A 20,712-nucleotide genomic window follows, 5' to 3' on the forward strand; every position below is an offset into this window, starting at 1 on the left:
AGCTCCCGTTTTCATGGGTCAATTCTGCCCGGTGGACCGGTCCCCCGCCCGCCCCGTGTCCTGTCAGTCGGGGAGGTCCCGCCGGCCGGCCCGGAGCCCCGGCCCCGCACCCGGTGGTTCGCCAACGCCCTTCTAGGGTGGGCGACATGAAGACCGCATCGGTGCTCACCGCCGCCCTCGCCCTGTCCGCGGCCGTCCTCACCCCTGCCGCCGCGACGCCCACCGCCGGGGCCGCGCCCGCCGCCCCGACAGCCGCCTCCGCAACCGCCGCCGACCCCGCGTCCGCCGACCCGACCGCCGCCGACCCGCTGGAGCGCTACCGCCGCCAGCCGCTCGCCTGGACCGCCTGCCAGGACCCGCAACTCGCCGCCGCCGGGGCCCGGTGCGCCTCCCTGACCGTCCCGCTGGACTACCGCGAGCCCCGGGGCCGCACCCTCTCCCTCGCCGTCTCCCGGATCGAGGCCGCCGACCCGGCCCGGCGCCGGGGCATCCTGCAGACCAACCCCGGCGGCCCCGGCAGCCGGGGGCTGGCCATGCCCGCCGCGCTGCGGGAACGGCTGGCGCCCGGGTCGGCCGCCGCGTACGACCTCATCGGCATGGACCCGCGCGGGGTCGGCGCGAGCGGCGGCCTCGACTGCGGCCTCACCAGGGGCAGTTGGCTTCGCTCGGTGGACCCGGGACGGGCCGGCTTCGACCGGGCCTGGGCCCTGGCCGAGGCCGACGCCCACGCCTGCCAGGCCAAGTACCCGGACCTGCTGCCCCACCTGACCACCCGCAACACCGCCCGCGACGTCGACCTGCTGCGCGCCGCCCTCGGCGAGACCCGGACCTCCTTCTTCGGGCAGTCCTACGGCGCGCTGCTGGGCGCCGTGTACGCGCAGCTGTACCCGGGCCGCGTCGACCGCCTGGTCCTCGACAGCGCCCCCGACCCGGCCCGCTACGGCATCCGGATGTTCCAGGACATGGGCGGCGCCAACGAGCGCGCCCTGGACGGCTTCGCCGCCTGGGCCGCCCCGCGCGACGCCGCGTACGGCCTGGGCGCGACCCCGGCGGCCGTGCGGACCACCGTCGAGGGCCTGGTCCGCCGCGCGCAGGCGGCGCCGATCGCCGTCGACGGTTTCCTCCTCGACGGCGCCGTGCTGCCGTTCCTGCTCGCCGTCTGCCAGGGCGACGACCGCGACAGCGCCGACTACGCGGACGTGCTGCGCGGCCTCCTGGACGCCGCCGACGGCAAGCCGGTCCAGGCGGGCCCGCTCCTGCACGAGCTGCTGACCACCCTCCTGGCCCCCGACCCGGCGGGCGGCGCCGACCTCGCGGCCGCGATCGGCATCCTGTGCGACGACGTCGCGATGCCGCGCTCGCCGCAGTGGTACCGCGACGCCGTGGAACGCGCCCGCCCCGCCCAGCCGGTGTTCGGCCCGGTCTACAACGGCCCCACCCCGTGCGCCTCCTGGGACCGGGCCCCGCTGGAGCCGCCCGTGGAGGTGCGCACCGCCGTCCCCGCCCTGCAGCTCCAGGCGACCGGCGACACCCACGCCGTCTACCAGGGCGCGCTGGCCCTGCACGCCCGGATGCCCGCCTCCCGCCTGGTCACCGTCCCCGGCCGCGCCCACGGCCTCTACCTGGCCGCCTACAGCACCTGCGCCGACCGGGCCGTCGACACCTACCTGTCGGACGGCACCCTGCCCCCCGCGGACACCACCTGCTGACCCGGCGTCAGGGGCGGCCCCCCGGCACCGCGCCGGGAGGCCGCCCCGCCTTCCCCGCCTTCCCCGCCTTCCCCGCCTTCCCCGCCTTCCCCGCCTTCCCCGTCTGCGCCTTCTCCTGGCCCGGGCCGGCCGCCTCCCGCAGGAACGCCTCGAAGGCCTCCACCGCCGGGGGCACCCGCTGCCCGCGCCGGGTCACGGTGTACACGTGCCGTACGGGGGTGTCGTCCGGGTGCAGCGGGACGAGGGCGATGTCGGGGCGGGCGGCGCGGGCGGCCAGGGACGGGATCAGGGTGGGGCCCAACCCGGCCGCGACCAGGCCGAGTTTGGCGGTCCAGGCGCCGACCGCGTACTCGATCCGGGGCTGGAAGCCGCTGCGCAGGCAGGCCGCGAGGAGGGTGGACTCGGTGGTGCGGCGGGCCGCGATCCAGGGCTCGTCGGCGAGTTCGGCCAGTCGCAGGCGGCGGCGCCTGGCGAGGCGGTGGCCGCGCGGGAGTGCGACCAGTACCGGGTCCTCCAGCAGCAGGCGGAAGTCGAACTGCTCCTTCTCGTCGGCGAATTCGGTATAGGAGGCGACCAGGGCGAGGTCGACGGCCCGTTCGGCGAGCAGGTCCAGCAGGTGCGCCGCCAGCCCTTCGGTGAGGCTGATCGCCACGCCCGGGTGCGCGGCGCGGAAGGCGGCGAGCGCGCCGGGGACGAGGGCGGCGTTGGCGCTGTCGAAGGCGCCGACCCGCAGCTGCCCGGCGGCGAGGCCGGTGAGCGCGGCCAGGTCGCGCCGGGTGGTGTCGAGGCGTTCCAGCATCGCCTCGGCGTGCGGCAGCAGGGCGCTGCCGTGCTCGGTGAGCCGCACCCCACGGGCCAGCCGGTCGAACAAGGGCGTGCCCAACTCTCCTTCCAGGGTGGCGATCTGGCGGGAGATCGCGGACTGGGTGAAGCCCAGTCGCTCCCCGGCGGCGGTGAAGGATCCGAGGTGGGCGACGGTGCGGAAGACGTCCAGCCAAGCCATGTCCATCACGCATGACTACCATGCCGGACATTCGCTTGTCGCCTGGCTCGGGGCTGCCTAGCGTGAGGGCCATGAAGAAGATCGCTTTCCTGGGGCTGGGCCGGATGGGCCTGCCGATGGCCCGCCGCCTCGCCGCCGCCGGCTACCCGCTGACCGTCTGGAACCGCTCCCCCGGCCGCGCCGGCGGCCTGACCGAGGCCGCAACCCCCGCGCAGGCCGTACGGGGTGCGGACGTCGTCGTCACCATGCTGTCCGACCCGGCGGCCGTCGCCGAGGTGGCCGGGCGGTTCACGGCGGAGCTGGCGCCGGGCACGCTGTGGATCGACATGTCCTCGATCGGCCCGGCCGCCACCGCCGGGCTGCGCGCCGGACTCCCGGACGGCGTGGCCCTGGTGGACGCCCCGGTGGTCGGCAGCGTCGGCCCGGCGGCGACCGGCGGCCTCACCGTCTTCGCGGGCGGCAAGGACGCGGACCTGGACCGCGCGCAGCCCGTCCTGGAGCACCTGGGCCGGGTGCGGCGCTGCGGCGGCCCGGGTACGGGCGCGGCGCTGAAGGTGGTGGTGATCGGCGCGATCGTGGCCTCGGTGACGGTGGTCGGCGAGGTGCTGGCGGTGGCCGAGGAGTCGGGCCTGCCGCAGGACCTGGTCCGGGAGGTGCTGGCGGCCGGGCCGCTCGCGGGGGTGGTGGCCCGGGCGCACAGCACCGACTCGGACTTCCCGGTCCGTCTGGCCGCCAAGGACCTCGCCCTGGCCGGCGGCGGACGGGTCCTGTCTGCGGCCCGCGAGGACCTGCTGGCGGACCCGTCGATCGCCGAGCAGGACCTGTCGGCGGTGGTCGGCGCCCTGCGGCGGCACTGACGGCGGCGCCCCGCCCGGACCTGAACCGGCGTCGACCGGCGTCAACCGCACGCGCCCGGAATCGCCCGATCGGGGAAGGGTTCGCGGCGCGCGCCCGCCGGGACGTAGCGTCGTCGCGGCACGTGGTGGCGGGCCCTGGGGAGGGGTGGCGGCGGTGCGGGGTGTGCGGGCGGTGGCCGTGGTGGCGGCTGTGCTGGTGCTGGCGGCGGCGGGGTGCGCGGGCACGCCGTCGCAGGGCGGGGCGGCCGCGCCGCCGGGGCGCGGCGACGACCGGCCGACGGCCCTGGTGTACCGGGGTCCGGCGGCCTGCGACGGGTGCGCGGAGGCCGCGGGGGCGATGCTGGAGCACGGCGGCTTCGCGGTGCGCTACGTGGGGCCGCGCGAGCGGGTGCGGTTCGGCCCGGCCGCGCTGGCCGGGGTGGCGCTGTACGTGCAGCCGGGCGGCACCAACGGGCAGGAGGTGGGCACCGCGTGGGGCCTGCTGGGGCGCGAGCCCGGCTTCTCCCCCGAGCTGGTGCGGGCGTACGTGCGCGGCGGCGGGCGGTACCTGGGCCTGTGCATGGGCGGCTACCTGGCCGGCGACCCGGGCTTCGACCTCCTGCCGGGCGACTCCGGGCAGTACATCCGCTCCCGGGGCGCGAGCATCACCGACGAGCGCGACCGGCTGGTGGACGTCGTCTGGCGCGGCCGCCCGCAGCGGATGTACTTCCAGGACGGCCCGTACTTCGACGTCGACGGCCCGGCCGTGGACGTCCTCGCCCGCTACTCCAACGACCGCCCGGCCGCCGTGGTCGCCCCGTACGGCGCGGGACGGGTGGCGGTCAGCGGACCGCACCCGGAGGCCCCGGCGGACTGGTACGACGACTACGGCCTGCCGGACGAGTCGCGGACCGGCCTCGCCCTGGGCCAGGACCTGCTGCACACCCTGATGGCCCCGGCGACGCCCGCGCCCACGGCCACGCCCACCCCCACGGCCACGACGGCCCCGGCGGCCCCCACGGCCGCAACGGCCCCGACGGGCCGTTAGCGGCGCGCCCCGGCCCGGCGGCGGCGCAGGACCAGCACGGCCAGGCCGGCGCCGAGGGCGACGGCCCACAGCGGCCAGGTCGGGAAGCCGCCGCCGCCCGACGAGGCCGGTGCCGAGTGCGAGGGCTCTCCGGGGGCGGGGGCAGCCGAGGCGGGGGCGTCCTGGGCCGGGTTCCCGTTCGGCGTGCCGTCGCTCGGGTCGGCGCCCAGCCTCACGGTGACGATGTCGTTGCGGGGGTTGTGGTCCCAGTCGGTCACCGCGGAGGCGTGGCCGCGCTCGTAGGTGCTCGTCCGGTTCTGCAGGGAGACCTCGGCGGCCGGGCCCTGGGCGGGGTCGTCCAGTTCGAGTGCGAAGTCGAAGGACTGCTCCCCGCCGACCTTGCCCACCCTGGACATGTCGACGCGGCAGGTCCAGCCGCCGCCCAGGACCTGGACGGCGTCGTTCGCCATGTCGTAGCAGCCCGTGGGCGGCACGGGCAGGCGGACGCCGGCGGGCAGCACGACGCGCACGGCCTCGCCCTGGTCGAGTTGGTGGTAGGCGTTGTCGGCCGGGCCGTTGTTGCGCACCCCGACCCGCAGGGTGCCGCTGCGGCCGTCGCCCTGCGGGGTCCACCGGCCGAGGGCCGCGTGGTCCGTGCCGAGCCCGACCGCGAACCTCATCGTGAACGAGTAGTACGGGCCCGCCGGGAGCGTCACGTTCGGCCCGCCCGGATCGGTGACCGGCACCTCGGGCGTGCCGAGGGTCAGCCGGGCGCCCTTGCCGGGCTTGAGGTCGTACTGCTGCCGCATGAGGCCGTCGCCCTCCCGGTTGGCGAGGACCCGGTACTCGACCAGCGGTTCGTACTCGGTACTGCCCGCCTTGAACGGGACCGGGTCCAGCTTGACGGTCTCGCCGGGTGCGATCGGGCTGTCGATCGTGCAGATCATCCCGAGCACGCCGGGTGTCAGGTCGGTACCCGCGCGCGGTTCGCCCTGCTCGCAGTTGCCGAACGAGCCGGCCGGCTTCAGACCCTTGCCGACGGTGATCTCCAGGACCACGCGCTGGGCGGGCTGTTCGCCCTTGTTGGTGATCTCCAGCCCCCGGCCGGCGACGCCGCCGGGCTCGACCGTGACGGGGTCGAACGACGCGACCGGGGTCAGGGCGGGGCCCCCGACGTAGACATCGACGTCGGTGCTGACCTCCTTCACGTCGGTGCCGGTCACCGTGATGTGCAGAACCCCCTTGGCCCCGGCCGCGGCATCCTTGGCCACGGTCAGCCTGGGGAACCCGGCAAGGCCGGCAGTGCCGTTGACCGTCTGCTGTTCGCAGCGGTACACCGTGTCGGCCGCCGGGCAGCCGACGGCCAGGTCGGCGACCCCCGCCAGGTCGCGGGTGTCGTAGGCGACCTCCAGGCCCTGCGGTTGCCCCGGGCCGCTCTTCCGGAGGGACAGGTCCAGGCCGGCCGTTCCCTGGGAGTCCGGGGCCGTGTCGAGCGACACGGCCGAGGGGCCCTCGAAGGAGAGGTCGGTCCCGCCGTCCGCCGCCGCGACGGGCAGCCCGGCGACCCCGGTCAGCGCGAGGGCGAGGGTGAGGGCGGCGGCGGCCCCGAGGGGGCGCACCAGGCGGGTCAGGGCCACTGCTCTCCTTGGGTCGCGGGGCGATCGCCGAACACCCTATCGATCCCGCCGGGCCCCGTCGCCGGGCGGCGAACTGACCGCCCGTCGGGCGTGCTCGGCCCCTGCCGCCACCTGCCCCGGCGCCTCGTCGTGACGATGCCCGTGTCGCGCCCCGGTCGCGGAGTGTTCGGGGACTGCGGGACCGTCCACGAGAGGGACGTGAACGCCGCCCGGAACACAGCCAAGGCCGCAGGACTTGCGGTCTCGGCCTGTGGAGCGCAGACAAGACCGGGACTCGTCCCGGCAGCGCGCGGTGAAGCAGGAACCCACCCGGACGCCGCGTGTTCCACGCGCAGCGTGGAGGGAATCACCGGTGTTCAGGCCGGTTGAGGATGTCAACGCCAGAACTGCCACCAGTGGTGGGGGCGGAAGTAGTGCGGGTACTGCGGGGCGGTCTGCGGGAAGTCCCGCGCCCCGGGAGGCTTCGGGGTGGAGGACTGCGAGGCGGAGGGCTGCGAGCGGAGGAACTGCGGGCGGTAGGGCTGCGCACCGGGGAGCGGTGGCCGGGTCGGCGGCCGCAGCGCCTGGCCTGCGGCGGCCTGCTGCACCCGGCGCTCCTTGGCCTGGTCCGCCGCCGCCTTCGCGATCCTCATGGACTCCTTCAGCGCGCGGGTCATGTCGTCCCGTCGCCGCTGCTGGTCCCGTTCCTCCTGCTGCCGCTGCTGTTCGCGGCGCATCCGCTCCTGCTGTTCGCGGAGTTGCTGCTGCTGTTGTTGCTGGTGGAGCATCTGCTGCTGTTGCTGCCGCAGCCGGTCGGCCCCGAAGTTGCTGTTCATGATCCACCTCGCTCCGGCCGGCCTCGCCGTTCGGGCGGCGGGGCCGGCAGCGCCTGGCCCCTCTTCCGGCATACACCCGATGACGGCTCCCCGGATAGCCCCTTCCCCTGGCCCCTTCCCCGCCCGGGCGGCCCGGTGGTCCCTCGACGGTGACCGGCCGGTCTCACTCCGTCGCTCTCCCGGCCCGAACTGACCGTCAGTCGAACGTGTCCCCGCCTCCGGCTGTGCCGGGGACGGGGACGGGAACGGGAACGGTACGGGGACGGGGACGGGGACGGGGACGGGCGCCGGACGGGCGCCGGACGGGCGCCGGACAGGTCAGTCGTGGGAGAAGGTGATCTTCGGCAGCACCCGGTCCAGCCAGGCCGGGGTGTGCCAGGCGGCGCGGCCGGTCAGGCGCAGCAGGACGGGGAGCAGGACGAGCCGGACCAGGGCCGCGTCGAGCAGGACGGCGGTGCCCAGCACGATGCCCATCTCCTTGGGCGGCAGCGGGCCGGACAGGGCGAAGGTGAAGAAGACGGCGACCATGACGCCGGCGGCGGCGAAGACGACCCGGCCGGAGTGGGCGAGGGCGCCGGTCATGGCGGCGCGGGGGTCGCCGGTGCGTTCGTAGTGCTCCTTGGCGGAGGCGAGGAGGAAGACGGTGTAGTCCATCGCGATGGCGAAGATCATCGCGAAGAAGAACACCGGTGCCCAGCCGTCCAGGAAGCCCTGCGGGGTGAAGCCGAGCAGGCCGGCGCCGTGGCCGTCCTGGAAGACCAGGCGGGCGACGCCGAAGGCGGCTCCGGTGGAGAGCAGGCTGGCGGCGGTGCCGAGGGCGGCGATCAGCGGGGCGCGCAGGGCGCCGAGGAGGAGCAGGAAGCCGAGGGCCATGACCACGCCGATGACCAGCGGGGTCTTCTGGGTGAGCAGGTGTTGCAGGTCGAGGTTCTCGACGGCGGCGCCGCCGACCAGGGTGTCGGCGGGCAGGTCGGCGCGCAGGGCGTGGACGGTGCGGGAGAGGTCGGGGTCGGAGGGGTCGACGGTGGGGACGGCCTGGATCATCGACCAGGCGGAGCCGTCGACGGCGGCCTGGGCGGGCATGGCGGCGGCGATGCCGGGGGTGGCGGCGACCCGGGCGGCGGTCTCGGCGGCGTGGTCGGTGGGGGTGAGGATCTGCAGGGTGCCGGGGGCGCCGGGGCCGAAGGCCTGCTGGACGGCGGTGTAGCCGGCGCGGGCGCTGGCGTCGCCGGGCAGGACGGCGATGGAGGGCATCGCGGTGCGCAGTCCGATGACGGGGGCGGCGAGGGCGATCAGTGCGGCGAGGGCGAGGGCGCCGTAGCGCAGCGGGTGCTTCCAGAGGCGTTCGCCCCAGGCGGCGAAGCGTGGTGAGTGGTGGGGGGCGGTCTTGGCCCAGGGCAGGGCGAGGGCGTCGACGCGGTGGCCGAGCCGGCCGAGGACGGCGGGCAGCAGGGTGAGGGTGGCGGCGAGGACGAAGAGGACGGCGAGCATGATGCCGCCGGCCATGGAGCGGAACGCCGGGGAGGGGACGAGCATCACGGCGGAGAGGCTGACCAGGACGGTGGCGCCGGAGAGCAGGACGGCCTTGCCGGCGGTGTCCATGGTCTCGGCGACGGCGCGCAGGCTGTCGGCGCGCGGGCTGTCCGCGCGCGGGTCGTCGGCGCCCGGTCCACCGGCGCGCGTGCTGTCGGCGTGCTGTCCGGCGCGCGGGTCGCGGGTGCGGCGGGCGCTGCGGAAGCGGACGACGAGGAACAGCGCGTAGTCGATGCCCAGGGCGAGGGCGAACATCATGGCGAAGTTCATCGCCCAGACGGAGACCGGGAAGAGGTGGCTGATCAGGACGAGTGAGCCGGCCGAGGCGGCGAGGCCGGCCATGGTGAGCAGCAGGGGCAGGCCGGCGGCGACGAGTGAGCCGAAGGCGAGGACGAGGATGGCGAGGGTGACCGGCCAGGACATGAACTCGGACTTCATCATGGCGTCGTGGTTGGCCTTGTTGAAGTCGCTCCACAGGACGGAGGCGCCGGTGGCGTGGACGCTGATGCCGTCGGTGGAGAGGGCGTTGAGCGGGCCCTTGAGGTCGTCGGCGGCGCGGACCATGTCGTCGGGTGAGGCGGCGGCGCCGGCGAGCAGGACGGCGGTGCGGCCGTCGGGGCTGATGGTGGCGCCGGGCTGGGGCGGGACGACGGTGGACACGCGCGGGTCGGCGGCGGCGAGGTCGCCCGCCCTGGTGATGACCTGCCGGACGGCGGGGTCGTCGACGGGCCGGTCGGCGGTGACGACGATCTGGAGGGCGGAGGAGGCGTTGCCGGCGAAGTGCTGTTCGGCGATCTGGCGGACCTTGACCGACGGGGAGCCGTCGGCCTGCCAGCCGGCGCCGGACAGGGCGGTGGTGACCTGGGGGGCGAAGGCGCCCAGTCCGATGACGACGAGCAGCCAGCCGGCCAGGACGGCCTTGACGTGGCGGGCCGACCAGACCCCGAGGCGGCCGAGCGGTCCGGGCCGGGCGGTTGCGGCGGCGCCCGCGGTTCCGGCCGTGGCGGCCGGGGCGGTGGTGCCGGGTTCCGGTGGGGCGGGGGGCCGTGCGGGGGTGGGGACGGGGCGGTTCACGTGGTGCTCCGTTCTCGGACGGCCGGGGTCCGGCGCCCGAAAAAATACGGGTGGGGGTATCTCGACGTGCGACAACGACACCCGTCCCGTCTTCATTCCACCGCGCCCGAAGACCCTCCGGCGGCCCCCGCCGGGGCGGCGGCCTACGCCCGGTGGGGCTGGTTGAAGCGGAGCATGTTGCCCGAGGGGTCGCGGAAGGCGCAGTCCCGGACGCCGTAGGGCTGGTCCATGGGCTCCTGGAGGACCTCGGCGCCGGCGGCGCGGATGCGCTCGAAGGTGGCGTCGCAGTCGTCGGTGCGGAAGATGACGCCGCGCAGCAGGCCCTTGGCGAGGAGTTCGGCGGCGGCCTGGCGGTCGTCCTCGGAGGCGTGCGGGTCGGCCAGCGGGGGCTCCAGGACGATCTCGACGCCGGGCTGGTCGGGCGAGCCGACGGTGACCCAGCGCATGCCTTCGAAGCCCACGTCGTTGCGCACCTCGAAGCCGAGGACGTCGCGGTAGAAGGCGAGGGCCCTGTCGTGGTCGTCAACGGCGATGAAGCACTGGGCGAGTTCGATGGTCATGGCGGTCACGCTACGGGAGCGGCGGGAGCGCCGGGTCCGGCGTCGCCCTTCTCAGCGACCGGCGCCCGGGCCCGGGTGCCGGGCCGGGCGGGTGCGGATCTTGGCGATGCAGGCGGGGATCGCGGCGCCGTCGCCGTGGTCGCGGGCCCGGTAGGCGCTGGGGCTCTCGCCGACGAGTTCGGTGAAGCGGCTGCTGAAGGAGCCCAGCGAGGTGCAGCCGACGGCCATGCACACGTCGGTGACGCTCAGGTCCCCGCGCCGCAGCAGGGCCTTGGCCCGTTCGATCCGGCGGGTCATCAGGTAGTTGTACGGGGTCTCGCCGTAGGCGGCGCGGAAGCTGCGCGAGAAGTGGCCGGAGGACATCAGCGCGGTGCGGGCGAGCGCGGGCACGTCCAGGGGCTGCGCGTAGTCGCGGTCCATCCGGTCGCGGGCGTGGCGCAGCCGGACGAGGTCGGCGAGGGGGACCCGGGTCCGGCGGGGTGCGGTCGCCCGGGCGGCGCCGGGCTCTGGGGAGGACACACCGGCCACCGTACCGACCGCCGGTGACAGGGCGGCCTTCCCCCGTCCGGCGCGGCCCGTTGGCGCCCGTGCCGCCGGGCCGACCACCCTGGGGGGACGGTCGGGTACGAGGGACGGTCGGTACGAGGGACGGCGGAGAGGGCGGGCGGCGGGTGGAGAGCAAGGGCACCGACCCGCGCGTGCCCGGCAACCGGGCGGTGGTGCTGGGCGTGCTGGCGGCCACCGTCGTGGTGCTGCTGGCGCAGGCGGCCAGCGGCACCAACGCCCGGCTGGTGCTGCTGCTGGTGTTCCTGCCCGCGCTGCTGGCGGGGCGGGGCACGGTCGCGCAGACCGTGGCCGCCTCGGCGTGGGTGACGGGCGTGGTGGTGGTCAGCACGGTGCTGTTCCCGCCGGCGGACCTGGAGGCCCGGGTGGGCACCCTGGTGACGGTGCTCGGTGCCGAGGCGGCGGTGATCGGCCTGTGCGTGCGGCGGGTGCGGCGCGAGCGGCAGCTGTCCCGGATGCGCCAGAGCGCGGTGGCGCTGCAGCGCCAGTTGCTGCGCCCGCTGCCGGTGACCACGGCGGACGTGCGGCTGGACGGGCTGTACCGGCCGGTGGAGGAGGACGCGCTGGTCGGCGGCGACCTGTACGACATCGCCGAGACCCCGCACGGCACCCGGGTGCTGGTGGGCGACGTGCAGGGCAAGGGGCTGCCGGCGATCGGGACGGGCTTCGCGGTGCTGAGCGCCTTCCGGGAGGCGGCGTTCCGGGAGCCGGAGCTGACCGCCGTGGCGGACGCCCTGGAGGCGGCGGTGGAGCGGCACAACGCGTACGCGGTGCAGAGCGGCGAGCAGGAGCGTTTCGTCACCGCGACCGTGCTGGCCCTGGGCGGCCCCGGAACCCCCGCCGCCGAAGACGGGGCCGCAGACGCAGCCGAGGACGGAACCACCGACGAGAGGGCCGGGGCCGAGGTGTCGGCCGTCAACTGCGGCCACCTCTCCCCGTACCTGCTGCGCGCCGGCGGCCGGGTGGAGTCCGTCGCGCTGCCCGCCGGCCTCCCGCTGGGCCTGGCGTCGCTGGCGGAGCTGACCGGCGGGGCGCAGCCGCGTACCGTGCGGCGTTTCTTGCTGCCCGAGGGCGGGGTGCTGGTGCTGCTGACCGACGGGATCACCGAGGCGCAGGACGCCTCGGGCGCGTTCTACCCGGTCGAGCGGGGTCTGGCCGAGCTGGCGGCCGTTCCCGCCGAGGCGCTGCCGGTGGCCCTGGACGGGCGGGCCCGGAGCTGGAGCGGGGGGCGCAGCCGGGACGACGTCACGGTGCTGGCGCTGCGCCGGGCCTCGTAACGCGAGGCAGGCCCCGGTCAGCCGGGGGTGCCGTGCATGCGGGCGGTGAGGTCGTCCGGGGAGACCAGCGGGTCGGGGTAGTCGAGGGGTTCGGGGCTGGTCCAGGGGCGGTGGACGGTGCGGCCGGGCAGGTGGGCGAGTTCGGGGATCCAGTGGCGGACGTAGGCGCCGTCGGGGTCGTAGCGCTCGGCCTGGCGCAGGGGGTTGAGGACGCGGTTGGGGCGGGTGTCGTTGCCGGTGCCGGCGATCCACTGCCAGTTGAGCTGGTTGTTGGCGAGGTCGCCGTCGACGAGGAGGTGGAGGAAGTGGGCGGCGCCGGGGCGCCAGTCGTGGCGCAGGGTCTTGGTGAGGAAGGAGGCGGTGATCAGGCGGGCGCGGTTGTGCATCCAGCCTTCGTGGGCGAGTTGGCGCATGCCCGCGTCGACGATGGGGTAGCCGGTGCGGCCTTCGCGCCAGGCCCGCAGTTCCTGGTCGTCCCGGTGCCAGTGGACATCACGGGGCCGGTAGTCGGCGTGGGCGGCGTCGGGGCGGGCGGCGAGGACCTGGTGGTGGAAGTCGCGCCAGGCGAGCTGGCGGACCAGGGCGTCGGCGCCGGGCCCGCCCAGGGCGGCGGCCCGGTGGGCGAGTTCGCCGGCGGACAGGCAGCCGAAGTGCAGGTAGGGCGAGAGGCGGGAGGTGGCGTCGGCGGCGAGGTCGTCGTGCAGGCGGTCGTAGTCGCCGGGGTGCCAGGCGCGCAGGCGCTGCCGGGCGGCGCGTTCACCGCCGGGCGGCAGGCCCGGGGAGGTGCCGGCGGGGGCGGTGGGCAGGGGGTCGCCGGCCGGGCCGTCGGGGGTGGCGAGGGTGCGCGGGGCGGGCAGGACGGGGCGGTGCGGGGCCTGCTGCCAGACGCGCAGGTACGGGGTGAAGACGGCGTAGTGGTCGCGGGCGGCGGGGGTGAGGGCGCCGGCGGGGACGACGGTGAGCCCGTCGTGCAGGTGCAGCCGCTCCCCCAGGGCGCGGCGCAGCGCGGCTTCGCGGCGGGTGGCGAAGGCGGAGACGCCGGCGGCGGTGTGGACGGTGTCGGCGCCGCATTCGGCGGCGAGGCGGGCGGTCTGTTCGGCGGGGTCGCCGTGGCGCAGGACCAGGCGGGAGCCGGCCGCGCGCAGGGCCCGGTCGAGGTCGGCGAGGCTGTCGGCGAGGAAGGCCTGCCGGTTGGGGGCGGCGAATCCGGCGGCGTGCACGGCGGGGTCGAGGACGAACAGCGGGACGACCTGGTCGGCGCGGGTGCGGGCGGCGTGCAGGGCGGGGTTGTCGTGCAGGCGCAGGTCCTGGGTGAACAGGACGACGGCGGTGCGCAGCGGGGCCTTGGGCATGGGGTGACTATGGCGGGGGGCCGTGGGGCGCCGCCACCGCCGCGCCGCGCGGGCGGGGCCGGGCGTCGGTGCGGGGGCGGTGCGGGCGCGGGTCCGGCGTCAATCCGGGTACACGTCGCCGCGGGTGCGGCGTCGACCCCGGTACGGCCGGTGACCGGGCCCCGGTACGGCCGGTGACCGGGCCCCGGTACGGCCGGTGGCCGGGCCCCGGTGCGACCGGTGACCTGGCCCGACCCCCCGGCTGCGGGTGGCGGCCGCGGCGATCTAGGGTGCTGGCATGATCCCCACACCGATATCCGACTCCGCGCCGGCTGCCGAGCCCGACGCGATATCCGACCCCCGCGAGGCGCTGCGGGTGCTGATGGCGGGCAATGCCCGGTTCGTCGGGGGCAGCCCGGAGCACCCCAACCAGGACGCCGGGCGGCGCGCGGCGCTGGCTCCGGCGCAGCGGCCGTTCGCGGTGCTGTTCGGCTGTTCGGACTCCCGGCTGGCCGCCGAGATCATCTTCGACCAGGGCCTGGGCGACCTGTTCGTGGTGCGTACCGCCGGGCACGTGACCGGCGCGGAGGCGCTGGGCAGCATCGAGTACGGGGTGAGCGTGCTGGAGTGCCCGCTGGTGGTCGTGCTGGGGCACGACTCCTGCGGTGCGGTGGCGGCGGCGCTGGACTCCCTGGAGCAGGGCAAGCTGCCGGGCGGCTTCGTGCGGGACGTGGTGGAGCGGGTGACCCCGAGCGTGCTGTCGGCCAAGGCGGCGGGCATCGAGGACCGGGACGCGATCGTCGACGAGCACATCCGCCAGACCGTGGACCTGCTGGTGGAGCGGTCGCAGGCGCTCTCCGCGAGGATCGCCGACGGCACGGTGGCCGTGGTGGGCCTGTCGTACCGGCTGCGGGACGGCCAGGCCCGTCAGGTCGCCGCCCGGGGGCCGGTGGGCTGAGCCCGGGAGCCGGTGGGCTGAGCGCGGGGGCTGCCGTCCCCGGGGAGCCGGTCGGGCCGCACGGGCCCGGCCGGGCCCGTGCGCGGCGGCAGCGGGCGGGACGCGGGAACCGCGGGAACTGGATGTCCGATCGCCGCCAGCGCCCCCGTACGGGCGGGGGCAGAGTCGGTGTCCGTCAGCGGTTTCCCCGCGTTCCCCCTCTCCCCTCTCCCAAGGACGGCCGTCCCGTGCACAAGGTCACCGACCTCAAGGTCCTGTATTTCGGCACCCCGGTGGTGCTGATCGGTTCGCGCAACGAGGACGGCAGTGCCAACCTCGCGCCGATGTCCTCGGCGTGGTGGCTGGGGCAGTCCTGCGTGCTGGGGCTGGGCAACGGCTCGCAGACCGCCGTGAACCTGCGGCGCGAGGGCGAGTGCGTGCTCAACCTGCCCTCCTCGGCGCAAGTCGACGCGGTGGACGCGCTCGCGCTGCTGACGGCCAACCCGCATGTCAGCGAACTCCGGCGCGGGCAGGGCTACCGCCACGAGCGGGGCAAGTTCGCCGCGGCCGGGATGACCGAGCTGCCCGGCGAGCTGGTGCGGGCGCCGCGCGCGGCGGAGTGCCCGGTGCAGTTGGAGTGCCGGGTGGTGGCCGCGACGCCGCTGGCGGGCAACGAGCGGTGCACGGCCTTCGAGGTGAGCGTGGTGCGCGCGCACGTCGAGGAGGGGCTGATCGTGCCCGGCACCGACCACTACGTCGACCCGGTCGGCTGGGACCCGCTGATCATGAAGTTCTGCGAGTTCTTCGGCGGCGGGCAGCGGCTGTCGCCGTCCCGGCTGGCCGAGGGCTGGCGGATGCCCGGGCGCCTGCCCGCGGCCGCGCCCGCCGGGTGACGGGCCGACGGCCGTAGGGCTCGCGGCAGCTCAGGGCAGCTCGCGGCAGCTCAGGGGGCGATGGTCTCCCCGCAGGAGTCGCACACCCGGGTCGCCGGCAGTTGCAGGAAGCAGCGCGGACAGATGGCCGGCGGGCGGGCCTCGGCGGCGGCGGCCGCCTTGCGGTCCACCGAGGCGCGCAGCCGCGGGGCCAGGGCGGGGGTGCCGCCGTTGGCGGGCAGCTCGGCGCCGAAGTGCCGGTAGCAGGCCAGGCGGGCGGCGGCGGCGTGCTGTTCGCGGTCCATCTCGGCGGCCACCGGCGGCTGTCCGGCCACCGCCAGCACCTCCTGGTAGCCGGCGCCGACCTTGCCGTCGGCGGCGTGCACCACCAGTGCCGTCAGCGGCGGGTCGCCGCGCCGGTGCGCTTCGAGGATCACCAGGGACAGCACCTTGCCGATCCAGTGCCGCTGGTTGATCCGGGTGCGCACCCCGGAGGCCTCCTGGACGGCCTCCGCCAGGTCCGCGTAGCTGACCACCGCGTGGTAGCGGCCCGCCACCTCCGTCAGGGCCGGGTAGGCCGCTCTGGTCCACACGATGTGCGCCTGGGAGGCGCTGACCGCCGAACCGTCCGCCACCCGCCAGTAGCTGTTCTGCTGCTCTGCCATCCGCCCGCCCCTGTCCGCGTCGCGGTGCCGTCCCCGGCCCGCCGTGAGCGAGGCTACCCCGCTGGGCGGAGCCGCGGGCGCGCGGGGCGGGCGCCGGGCGCGCCCCGGGCGGGTCTCCGGGGCGGGTCCCGGACGGGTGGGACCGGGCCCGGGGGTTGACTTCAAGTCCTGTTGAAGTTGTCGAATGGTGCCCGACCGCAGCCGTACGGGCACCATCCGCGGTCGATGCCCCCGCCCGTACGGAATCCGTGCCCGGGGCCGGGGCCGCCCTCTTCCTGATCGTGCCGTGGGCGGCCCCGGCCTCCGGGTCCGTCCGCGGACCGCGGGCCGGGCGGCGGGCGCGTCAGGCGCCGGTCTCGGCGAGGGTGTGGGCGACGAGGGCGTTGGCGTGGCCGTGGCCGAGGCCGTGGTCGGCCTTGAGCCAGGCGACGAGTTCCATGTGCCTGGTGAGCGGGGAGGCGCGGATGAGGTCCTTCCACTCCTCGACCGGGCGGCCGTACTTCTTCTCGATGGACGGGAAGTAGGCGGCGGGGCCCTTCACGGGGGTCGCGGTCATGGTGGTGGTTCCTCTCGGGAAAGCCCGGAAAGCCCGGAAAGCCCGGACGGGCGAAGAGCGAAGCGGTGCGTTCACGGGGTAGGACCGTCAACGCACCGCGAACTCATCGCCCTTCAGGAGTGATCCGCGTCACACCGGGTGGCGTCACACCCCGGCCGGGGCCCGGCGCCGGCCGCGCCCGGCCCGGCGGCCCGTGGGCGGGGTGGGGTCGGCGTTCCACGCGGCGACGGGGTTGCCGAGCCAGCGGGTGGCGCCGGGGACGTTCTCGCCGCGCATGACCAGGGAGGCCGGTCCGACCGTGGTGTTCGCCCCGAGGGTGGAGTTGAGCAGGACGACGGAGTGCGGGCCGGTGGTGGAGCCGGCGCCGAGGTGGACGGGGCCCAGCCGCATGACGCGGTCGTGGAAGAGGTGGGTCTGCAGGACGGTGCCGCGGTTGACGCTGGCCCCGGCCCCGACGGTGACGAGGTCGCTCTCGGGCAGCCAGTGGGTCTCGCACCACACGCCGCGCCCGATCCGGGCGCCGAGGCTGCGCAGCCACACGTTCAGGTACGGGGTGCCGGTGATGGTGTGGCCGCCGAAGGGCATGGCGAGTTCCTCGACGAAGGTGTCGTAGAGCTCGTTGCGCCACACGAAGGAGGACCACAGCGGGTGCTCGGCGACCCGGAAGCGTCCGACCAGCAGCCACTTGGCGGCGGTGGTGACGGCGCAGGCGGTGGCGGCGGCGGCGATCAGGACCAGGCCGGCGGCGGCCAGGGCGGTGCCCAGCCCGTAGTCGTCGCGCAGTTCCTGGAGGGTCGCGAGGACGAGGTCGCCGAGCAGGGCGGCCAGGACGACGGGCAGCAGCCGGCAGACCTCGACGCCGGCGCGGGCCCACATCAGGCGCCGGGGCGGGTTGTAGGTGCGGCCCTCGGTGCCGGCGTCGGCGACCCGGGGCAGGGCGAAGGCGGGGCGGCCGAGCCAGGAGGAGCCGTCGGGGGCGTGCGCGGGGGTGTCGGACAGGACGCCGACGAGGGAGTTGTCGGGCAGCCGGCGGCCGGGGCCGACGATGCCGGAGTTGCCGACGAAGGAGCGGCGCCCGATGTGCGAGGGGCCCAGGTGGAGCCAGCCGCCGCGCAGTTCGTAGGGGGCGATGAGGGTGTCGTCGGCGAGGAAGGCGCCGTCGTCGACGCGCATCAGTCCGGGCAGGGCCAGGACGGTGGAGGCTTCGACGCGCCGGCCGACGCGGGCGCCGAGCAGGCGCAGCCACACCGGGGTGAAGAGGCTGGCGTAGAAGGGGAAGAGGGTGCGCCGGGCGGTGTCGCTGAGGCGGGTGACGGCCCAGGCGCAGAAGGCGGTGCGGCCGCCGGCCGGGTGGAAGCCGGGGCGCAGCGGCAGGGAGAGCAGCCGGACGAGCAGGGCTATGAGCGCGGCGTGGCAGAACAGGGTGAGGGCGGCCAGCGGGATGGTGGCGGGCAGGAGCTTGAGGAGGGCGGAGGCCAGGGAGGTGTCGGTGTCGATCATCGGGTAGACGATGAACAGCGCGGGCAGCGCGGCGATGATCGGGACGAGGCCCAGGACGGCGAAGCCGATGCCGTAGGCGAGGTTCCAGGCGCGGGAGGCGCGGGCGTCGGTGGCGGGCCAGTCGGCGAGGGGTTCGGTGGAGGGGCGGGCCGGGGAGCCGTGCCAGTGTTCGCCGGGCGGGACGGTGCCGGTGACGCAGGAGCCGGGGGCGATCTCGGCGCGGGCGCCGACGCGGGCGCCGGGCATGAGGGTGGCGCGGTGGCCGACGCGGGCGCCGTCGCCGATCTCGATGTGGCCCAGGTGCAGGGTGTCGCCGTCGAGCCACCAGCCGGCCAGGTCGGCTTCGGGTTCGACGGAGCTGTGGGCGCCGAGGCGGGCGAGGCCGGTGACGGGGGGCAGGGTGTGCAGGTGGACGCCGGGGCCGACGCGGCAGCCCAGGGCGCGGGCGTAGCGCACGGCCCAGGGGGTGCCGGCGAGGGCGGCGGTGCCGAACATGGCGGTGTAGCGTTCGGCGGCCCACAGCCGCAGGTGGACGTGGCCGCCGCGGGGGTGGCTGCCGGGGCGGATGCCGGCGGTGAGGAGGCGGGCGCCGGTGGCGGCGAGCAGGGTGCGGCCGGGGGCGCTGTAGAGCAGGACGAGGCCGGCGCCGACGGGCCACCAGGAGCTGTGCGGGGCCCAGGCGAGGTGCTTGCCGGTGAGGTTGTCGAGGGCGACGAGGACGAGGATCCAGCGCAGTCCGGCGAGCGAGAACATGCCGAGGAGCAGCAGGGTCTGCCACAGGCCGGCGCTGCGCGGGGTGCGGCGTACGGTGCGCCGGTCGGCGGCGGGGGCGGTGGCCCCGGGCGCGGTGCCGGGGGCGGTGTCGAGGGAGTCCAGGTAGGCGGCGAGGTCGCCGAGGACGGGGTGGGCGTACAGGTCGGCGACGGAGACGCCGCTGTGACGGGTGCGCAGTTCGGAGACGAGGCGGGCGGCGGTGAGGCTGGAGCCGCCGAGGGCGAAGAAGTCGTCGCCGGGGCCGGGGGCGGTGCCGAGCAGGCGTTCCCAGTGGCCGGCGAGCCGGCCGGCGGTGCCGTCCAGGGGCCGGGCGGGGCCGGCGGCGGTGCCGGTGGTGGGCAGCGGCCAGGGCAGGGCGTTGCGGTCGACCTTGCCGGAGGTGCGGGTGGGCAGGGAGTCGACGAGCGCGAGGACGGGCACCAGGGCGGCGGGCAGGCGTTCGGTGAGCCGGCGGCGGGCGTCGGCGAGGTCGGGGGCGGTGCCGGGGTCGGCGACGAGGTAGCCGACGAGCAGGTCGGCGCCGGCCGGGGTCTTGCGGACGGCGGCGGCCGCGGCGCGGATGCCGGGCAGGGCCTGGAGGGCGGCGTCGATCTCGCCGAGTTCGATGCGCCGGCCGCCGAGTTTGATCTGGTCGTCGGCGCGGCCGAGGAAGACCAGGCCTTCGGGGTCGTTGCGGACCAGGTCGCCGCTGCGGTAGACGCGGGGGGAGGCGAGGGCGGGGTGGGCGCTGAACTTCTCGGCGTCCTTGGCGGGGTCGAGGTAGCGGGCGGTGCCGACGCCGGTGATGAGCAGTTCGCCGGTCTCGTACCAGGGGACGGGGTTGCCGGCCTGGTCGACGACGGCGATCTCCCAGCCGTCGAGGGGGGCGCCGATGCGCACGGGCTGTCCGGGCAGCATGCGGGCGGCGGTGGCGACGACGGTGGTCTCGGTGGGGCCGTAGGTGTTCCAGAACTCGCGGCCGCCGACGGCGATGCGGTCGACGAGTTCGGCGGGGCAGGCCTCGCCGCCGACGATGATCAGGCGCACGCCGTCCAGGCATTCCTGCGGCCACAGGGCGAGCAGGGTGGGGACGGTGGAGATGGCGGTGATGCGCCGTTCGACGAGCCAGGGGCCGAGGTCGGTGCCGGCCTTGACCAGGGAGCGGGGGGCGGGGACCAGGCAGGCGCCGTGGCGCCAGGCCAGCCACATCTCCTCGCAGGAGGCGTCGAAGGCGACGGAGAGGCCGGCCAGGACGCGGTCGCCGGGGCCCAGCGGCCGTTCGGGCAGGAAGATACGGGCTTCGGCGTCGACGAAGGCGGCGGCGCTGCGGTGGGTGACGGCCACGCCCTTGGGGCGGCCGGTGGTGCCGGAGGTGAAGATGATCCAGGCGTCGTCGGCCGGGGCGGGCCAGGCGGGGCGGCCGGAGGGCCGGGCGGCGGGGCCGGGGTCCAGGCGGCGGCCGGCGCCGATGATCGCGCAGACGGCGGCGTCCTGCCAGATCATCCCGGCGCGTTCGTCGGGGTCGTCGGCGTCCACGGGCACGTAGGCGGCGCCGCAGCGCAGGACGGCGAGGATGGCGACGTAGAGGTCGGCGGTGCCGGAGGGGATGCGCACGCCGACCCGGTCGCCGCGGCCGATGCCGTGCCCGGCCAGCTGCCCGGCGAGGGTGTCGACCTCGTGCAGCAGGGCGCGGTAGCCGAGGACGCTGTCGCCGGTGTCGAGCGCGGGTGCGTCGGGGTGCGCGTCGGCGGTGGCGGCGATGATGTCGAGCAGGCTGCGGGGGTCGGCCGGGCGGGCCGCGGGCCAGGCCGCCCAGGGGCCCGGGTGCGGGCGGTACAGCGTGCCTGGGCCGGCCGTCTCGTGGCGTGCGTCCATGGGTGCTTTGTCCTCGGCTCCGGGTCGTGGGGGGCGCGTGCGGGCGGTGTCGGGTGACGGGAGGTGACACTGGGGTCACCGGTGGGCGCGCCCACTCACCATGACTCCGCTGGGAGTCCGCTGGATGCAGCGAAGGTGCGGTCAAAGGAAATTCTCATCATCTATGCCGCACAAGGGCGGCAGCGGAA

At 76.1% G+C, this 20,712-nt stretch carries 16 protein-coding genes; 6 read left to right on the top strand and 10 right to left on the bottom strand.

Translation table 11 applies throughout. The features are described from left to right. The first annotated feature begins 146 nt into the window (after positions 1 to 146). Positions 147 to 1,709, top strand: a complete 1,563-nt coding sequence (locus ACFQ6N_RS07300) for an alpha/beta fold hydrolase (protein ID WP_380647497.1) — start codon at positions 147 to 149, stop codon at positions 1,707 to 1,709. A gap of 7 nt (positions 1,710 to 1,716) precedes the next feature. Here the strand turns inward: ACFQ6N_RS07300 and ACFQ6N_RS07305 are convergent, their stop codons facing one another. Beyond that, positions 1,717 to 2,718 (bottom strand): LysR family transcriptional regulator, encoded by a 1,002-nt coding sequence (locus tag ACFQ6N_RS07305; protein WP_380647499.1) that lies wholly within the window; start codon positions 2,716 to 2,718, stop codon positions 1,717 to 1,719. Between the two features lie 65 nt (positions 2,719 to 2,783). Between ACFQ6N_RS07305 and ACFQ6N_RS07310 the strand changes: the two genes are divergently transcribed. Together ACFQ6N_RS07310 and ACFQ6N_RS07315 are read left to right on the top strand one after the other, a co-directional pair. Next, positions 2,784 to 3,569: an NAD(P)-dependent oxidoreductase gene (locus ACFQ6N_RS07310; protein WP_380647501.1), complete on the top strand. Its 786-nt coding sequence runs from the start codon at positions 2,784 to 2,786 to the stop codon at positions 3,567 to 3,569. A gap of 154 nt (positions 3,570 to 3,723) precedes the next feature. After that, on the top strand, positions 3,724 to 4,596 hold the full coding sequence (locus ACFQ6N_RS07315; protein ID WP_380647502.1) for a hypothetical protein: 873 nt from the start codon (positions 3,724 to 3,726) through the stop codon (positions 4,594 to 4,596). Here ACFQ6N_RS07315 and ACFQ6N_RS07320 read toward each other — a convergent pair. From ACFQ6N_RS07320 to ACFQ6N_RS07340, 5 genes are all read right to left on the bottom strand, one after another. Further along, positions 4,593 to 6,212 carry a hypothetical protein gene (locus ACFQ6N_RS07320; RefSeq protein ID WP_380647503.1) on the bottom strand — a complete coding sequence of 540 codons (1,620 nt, stop codon included), beginning with the start codon at positions 6,210 to 6,212 and terminating at the stop codon, positions 4,593 to 4,595. The genes ACFQ6N_RS07315 and ACFQ6N_RS07320 overlap by 4 nt on opposite strands. A 374-nt stretch (positions 6,213 to 6,586) precedes the next feature. Further along, a complete protein-coding gene (locus tag ACFQ6N_RS07325; RefSeq protein WP_380647504.1) occupies positions 6,587 to 7,027 on the bottom strand; it encodes a hypothetical protein in 441 nt (146 codons plus the stop codon). A 318-nt stretch (positions 7,028 to 7,345) separates the two neighbouring features. After that, a complete protein-coding gene (locus ACFQ6N_RS07330) occupies positions 7,346 to 9,634 on the bottom strand; it encodes an MMPL family transporter (protein WP_380647505.1) in 2,289 nt (762 codons plus the stop codon). 143 nt (positions 9,635 to 9,777) lie between these two features. Continuing rightward, positions 9,778 to 10,194, bottom strand: a complete 417-nt coding sequence (locus tag ACFQ6N_RS07335) for a VOC family protein (protein WP_380647506.1) — start codon at positions 10,192 to 10,194, stop codon at positions 9,778 to 9,780. A gap of 51 nt (positions 10,195 to 10,245) precedes the next feature. Continuing rightward, positions 10,246 to 10,614 carry a helix-turn-helix transcriptional regulator gene (locus ACFQ6N_RS07340; RefSeq protein WP_380647564.1) on the bottom strand — a complete coding sequence of 123 codons (369 nt, stop codon included), beginning with the start codon at positions 10,612 to 10,614 and terminating at the stop codon, positions 10,246 to 10,248. A 251-nt stretch (positions 10,615 to 10,865) separates the two neighbouring features. Here ACFQ6N_RS07340 and ACFQ6N_RS07345 point away from each other — a divergent pair, with 251 nt between their 5' ends. Next, complete coding sequence (locus ACFQ6N_RS07345) at positions 10,866 to 12,035, top strand: PP2C family protein-serine/threonine phosphatase (protein ID WP_380647507.1); 1,170 nt, start codon at positions 10,866 to 10,868, stop codon at positions 12,033 to 12,035. Positions 12,036 to 12,052: 17 nt separating this feature from the next. On the opposite strand, the gene ACFQ6N_RS07350 is transcribed toward ACFQ6N_RS07345, so the two are convergent. Next, positions 12,053 to 13,372 (bottom strand): cryptochrome/photolyase family protein, encoded by a 1,320-nt coding sequence (locus ACFQ6N_RS07350; RefSeq protein WP_380647565.1) that lies wholly within the window; start codon positions 13,370 to 13,372, stop codon positions 12,053 to 12,055. A 292-nt stretch (positions 13,373 to 13,664) separates the two neighbouring features. Here ACFQ6N_RS07350 and ACFQ6N_RS07355 point away from each other — a divergent pair, with 292 nt between their 5' ends. After that, positions 13,665 to 14,324, top strand: a complete 660-nt coding sequence (locus ACFQ6N_RS07355; protein WP_380647508.1) for a carbonic anhydrase — start codon at positions 13,665 to 13,667, stop codon at positions 14,322 to 14,324. A 227-nt stretch (positions 14,325 to 14,551) separates the two neighbouring features. Continuing rightward, positions 14,552 to 15,196, top strand: coding sequence for a flavin reductase family protein (locus tag ACFQ6N_RS07360; RefSeq protein WP_380647510.1), 645 nt, complete (start codon positions 14,552 to 14,554; stop codon positions 15,194 to 15,196). A 50-nt stretch (positions 15,197 to 15,246) separates the two neighbouring features. Here ACFQ6N_RS07360 and ACFQ6N_RS07365 read toward each other — a convergent pair whose 3' ends face one another. From ACFQ6N_RS07365 to ACFQ6N_RS07375, 3 genes are all read right to left on the bottom strand, one after another. Continuing rightward, on the bottom strand, positions 15,247 to 15,840 hold the full coding sequence (locus ACFQ6N_RS07365) for a hypothetical protein (RefSeq protein WP_380647512.1): 594 nt from the start codon (positions 15,838 to 15,840) through the stop codon (positions 15,247 to 15,249). A gap of 343 nt (positions 15,841 to 16,183) precedes the next feature. Continuing rightward, positions 16,184 to 16,396, bottom strand: coding sequence for a DUF4287 domain-containing protein (locus ACFQ6N_RS07370; protein WP_380647514.1), 213 nt, complete (start codon positions 16,394 to 16,396; stop codon positions 16,184 to 16,186). A gap of 144 nt (positions 16,397 to 16,540) precedes the next feature. Next, on the bottom strand, positions 16,541 to 20,524 hold the full coding sequence (locus ACFQ6N_RS07375) for a Pls/PosA family non-ribosomal peptide synthetase (protein WP_380647515.1): 3,984 nt from the start codon (positions 20,522 to 20,524) through the stop codon (positions 16,541 to 16,543). Between the last annotated feature and the right edge of the window lie 188 nt (positions 20,525 to 20,712).

It is taken from the genome of Kitasatospora sp. NPDC056446 (genome assembly GCF_042796115.1).
Taxonomy (GTDB): domain Bacteria; phylum Actinomycetota; class Actinomycetes; order Streptomycetales; family Streptomycetaceae; genus Kitasatospora.

Bases quoted from the DNA above. Each gene is read 5' to 3' on its own strand.
- ACFQ6N_RS07305 (WP_380647499.1), bottom strand. From the start codon at position 2,718: ATGGACATGGCTTGGCTGGACGTCTTCCGCACCGTCGCCCACCTCGGA.
- ACFQ6N_RS07365 (WP_380647512.1), bottom strand. From the start codon at position 15,840: ATGGCAGAGCAGCAGAACAGCTACTGGCGGGTGGCGGACGGTTCGGCG.
- ACFQ6N_RS07370 (WP_380647514.1), bottom strand. From the start codon at position 16,396: ATGACCGCGACCCCCGTGAAGGGCCCCGCCGCCTACTTCCCGTCCATC.
- ACFQ6N_RS07375 (WP_380647515.1), bottom strand. From the start codon at position 20,524: ATGGACGCACGCCACGAGACGGCCGGCCCAGGCACGCTGTACCGCCCG.
- ACFQ6N_RS07355 (WP_380647508.1), top strand. From the start codon at position 13,665: ATGATCCCCACACCGATATCCGACTCCGCGCCGGCTGCCGAGCCCGAC.
- ACFQ6N_RS07340 (WP_380647564.1), bottom strand. From the start codon at position 10,614: ATGGACCGCGACTACGCGCAGCCCCTGGACGTGCCCGCGCTCGCCCGC.
- ACFQ6N_RS07300 (WP_380647497.1), top strand. From the start codon at position 147: ATGAAGACCGCATCGGTGCTCACCGCCGCCCTCGCCCTGTCCGCGGCC.
- ACFQ6N_RS07310 (WP_380647501.1), top strand. From the start codon at position 2,784: ATGAAGAAGATCGCTTTCCTGGGGCTGGGCCGGATGGGCCTGCCGATG.
- ACFQ6N_RS07325 (WP_380647504.1), bottom strand. From the start codon at position 7,027: ATGAACAGCAACTTCGGGGCCGACCGGCTGCGGCAGCAACAGCAGCAG.
- ACFQ6N_RS07335 (WP_380647506.1), bottom strand. From the start codon at position 10,194: ATGACCATCGAACTCGCCCAGTGCTTCATCGCCGTTGACGACCACGAC.